The sequence below is a fragment of the Ohtaekwangia sp. genome, assembly GCF_036786105.1.
Lineage (GTDB): Bacteria > Bacteroidota > Bacteroidia > Cytophagales > Cyclobacteriaceae > Ohtaekwangia.
In genome coordinates, this window is record NZ_DAIQRQ010000053.1 from 1 (window position 1) to 2,603 (window position 2,603).

Genomic DNA, 2,603 nt, shown 5'->3' on the forward strand with positions numbered 1-2,603 from the left:
AAATTGGTGTCGACCTGGCATTGAAAGAAAAACCCGATCTCATTATCTGCGACATAATGATGCCGGAGCTCGATGGCTATGGAGTGCTGCATATACTTAACAAGAAAACCGAAACCGCCAGTATACCGTTTATTTTTCTGACAGCTAAAACAGAGAAGACGGACATACGCAAGGGAATGAATCTGGGGGCAGATGATTACCTGACCAAACCTTTTGATGATACTGATCTGTTGAATGCAATTGAAGCCCGATTGCGAAAAAGCCTCATGCAGCAGAAGTCGTATGAACCAGATGCTGCAGGCCTCGATAGTTTTATACAAGATGCCAGGCAGGTGCTTAACCTGAAAGATCTTTGCAAAGACAAAAAGGTAAAGGCATTCAAGAAGAAAACGGATGTATTTTCAGAAGGTGATGCACCACAGTATATATACTTCATCAAACAGGGAAGTATAAAAGTATTCAAGTCGCACCCGGATGGAAAAGAGTTAATCACCAACATTTATCACGAGAACGACTACTTTGGCTTTGAACCAATCCTCGATGGCAGCATATATACTGAATCAGCCATTGCCATGCAGGATTCTGAATTGATCCTGATACCGAAGCTTGATTTTGTCACTTTACTGCAAAGCCATCCGGACGTATCGAAAGGTTTTATAGCACTGCTCTGCAAAAAGGTATCTGAAAAAGAAGCACAGTTATTAAACCTGGCGTATAACTCGGTGCGGCAGCGCACAGCCGAAGCATTGCTGAAAGTAACGCAGCTGAAAGACAAGAAAGATAACATCCAGATCTCACGCGATGACCTGGCCAAGATTGTAGGCACGGCATCAGAATCGGTTATTCGCGTACTCTCCGATTTCAAAGATGAGAAGCTTATCGAGATTGATGGCGGCAAGATCAAAATTATTCAACCTGCCAAACTGGAAAAAGTTGTTCGCTGGAGTGTATCGCGTTAGCGGCAGGTAACAATAGTACCTTCCTGCGGATGTTGCATCGCAGTATGTGATGCATGGTCTATAAATACACGCGCAATCATAATGCATCCGGACGTAATCAGCAGCACGGTCATAACAGTGCGCATGCTCCACTGAAACCGTTTCATCATCGGGTTGATCAGTACTGTTAATCCCAACATGGCTGGAAGTGTACCTATACCAAACAATGCCATATAGCCGAAGCCATGCCACGGCCCTGGCAGGGTAAGGCAAAACATCAGCGCCATAAAGGTAAGACCACAGGGTAAAAATCCGTTGATCATTCCCAGTAACCAGACAGAGCCTGCATGCCTGCGCTTTAAAAAGTGTGCAAATACTTTTTTCAGCAGTGCAATAAACTTACCCATGGTTGTACTCACAAATGGTATATGTATACCACTCATGCCGGCGAAGCCCATTACCAATAAACTTACGCCTAACAAAATGCTAACAAGGTTTTGATATCGCGCTACGGGCAGCAGCGACTCGGCAGATGCTGCCGCAAATCCCAACAGGCTATAGGTAGAGATTCTGCCTGCATTATAGAATAACCGGTTCAGCCATGCATGCCGCGACATATTCGTTACCGCCATTGCCAACGGACTACACATGCCGATGCAATGCATGCTGCCGGTAAATCCTAATATCAACGCTGTGTAGAGCATTACAGACTAAGGGTTTCTTCTATATAGTAATCCTTACCTTGCATAGACCAGGTAAATCTTGCTTTATACATTCCGGCACTTAGTTCCTGCGCCGGTATTATTACCAACCGCTCTGATGCTGCCGGCACAACGACTTTACGATCGTGATGCGCATTGGCGGGACAGAATAACATAAGTTCGCCATGCGTAATGCTCGACAGTTCCGGATATGAGATCTCAACGCCCTGCTGGTTTACAGTGATCACAGGTTTAACCCGCAAGGATTCTGTATTCTCCTGTCGCGTGATTTGATCCTGAAACTTCAGCTCTTCCTGGTAGTAATCCTTCGATACCAGGCTTACATCCTGCCGAACACATACCGTTACAAGCGTAGCAATAAACGCTGCAAACAATACGAACGAAACAATGATCCATTTTCCCCAATTCATATTTCTGATGTTTTAAAATTACTCGTCACGTTCTTCTTCCATCCGGCTCCGCATATCAGACGATTTGCTGACGGGTCCTATAAATTTAGCCTTCACCTTATCGATCAGCTTTCCATTCTGATATATACCGATCTTCACCACGGTGCGGGCCCCGTGCAGTTCCTGTGCGGGTATTTTTATAAAGAACACACCTTTAAATATACCTTCAGCCGGCACCACAATGGGTTTACCATCTACAGGTTGGAGCATGGCTCCAGCCGGTGACTCAACTTTTGCTTCGAGTGCAATTTCATGAAACGTTTTATTAACAAACTCTACATTATACAGGTTGGAGATATAACCATTATCTGCGCGCTGATAGAGCGTACCGGAAACTTTTAAAATGGTAGTTTCCACATCAGAGCGTGTAGCCAGCACAAAAGAAAGCAATCCTGCCAGCGCCACGAGCACAAACGAGTAACCTATTACCCGCGGTGTCATGATTTTCCGTATCCTGTTTTCAATAGCGTTATACGATGCAAACCGGATCAATC

At 44.9% G+C, this 2,603-nt stretch carries 4 protein-coding genes; 1 reads left to right on the forward strand and 3 read right to left on the reverse strand.

Going from position 1 to position 2,603, the window contains the following annotated elements; genetic code table 11:
- The coding region (locus tag V7Q33_RS18075; RefSeq protein WP_333820729.1) for a cyclic nucleotide-binding domain-containing protein at window positions 1-959 on the forward strand (959 nt) is incomplete at its 5' end.
- On the opposite strand, the gene V7Q33_RS18080 is transcribed toward V7Q33_RS18075, so the two are convergent.
- The 3 genes from V7Q33_RS18080 to V7Q33_RS18090 all read right to left on the reverse strand — a co-directional run.
- Entirely contained in the window at window positions 956-1,642 is a 687-nt protein-coding gene (locus tag V7Q33_RS18080; protein ID WP_333820730.1) for a sulfite exporter TauE/SafE family protein, read from the reverse strand. The two genes, V7Q33_RS18075 and V7Q33_RS18080, sit on opposite strands and share 4 nt — an antisense overlap.
- Entirely contained in the window at window positions 1,642-2,070 is a 429-nt protein-coding gene (locus V7Q33_RS18085; RefSeq protein ID WP_333820731.1) for a FixH family protein, read from the reverse strand. Before V7Q33_RS18085 ends, V7Q33_RS18080 begins: the two co-directional genes overlap by 1 nt.
- An 18-nt stretch (window positions 2,071-2,088) precedes the next feature.
- On the reverse strand, window positions 2,089-2,603 hold a 515-nt coding region (locus tag V7Q33_RS18090), incomplete at its 5' end, for a FixG Ig-like domain-containing protein (RefSeq protein WP_333820732.1).